The sequence below is a fragment of the Idiomarina solivarensis genome (genome assembly GCF_033052755.1).
Lineage (GTDB): Bacteria > Pseudomonadota > Gammaproteobacteria > Enterobacterales > Alteromonadaceae > Idiomarina.
In genome coordinates this window covers 1-244 of record NZ_JAVFHZ010000026.1, presented here as the reverse complement: position 1 = coordinate 244, position 244 = coordinate 1, and the positions used below count along the sequence as shown (strand labels likewise).

Sequence of the window (244 nt, the reverse complement as noted above, 5' to 3'; positions counted from 1 at the left end):
GTTCCGGGTAGAGAGCTATGCCGACTCCCCTTTTCTGTTTGAGTCCCTTTCCCGGGTGTATCTCAAGCGCGAGGGAAGACGACCGCACAATTTCCTCCTCGAGAGCGTCCGTTTCGGCGAGGAACAGATCCTGCTCCGTTTGGAGGGTATCGAATCCAGACAACGGGCCCTGGATTACGCGAACGCGGAAATCTGGGTCCGCAAGCGCGATCTGCCCCCGCTCGAGCCCGACGAGGTCTACTTA

The 244-nt window shown here is 59.0% G+C and carries 1 protein-coding gene; it reads left to right on the top strand.

Features of this window, described 5'->3' with window-relative positions:
• On the top strand, window positions 1-244 hold a 244-nt coding region (locus tag RBK99_RS13500; protein ID WP_317505108.1), incomplete at both ends, for a ribosome maturation factor RimM.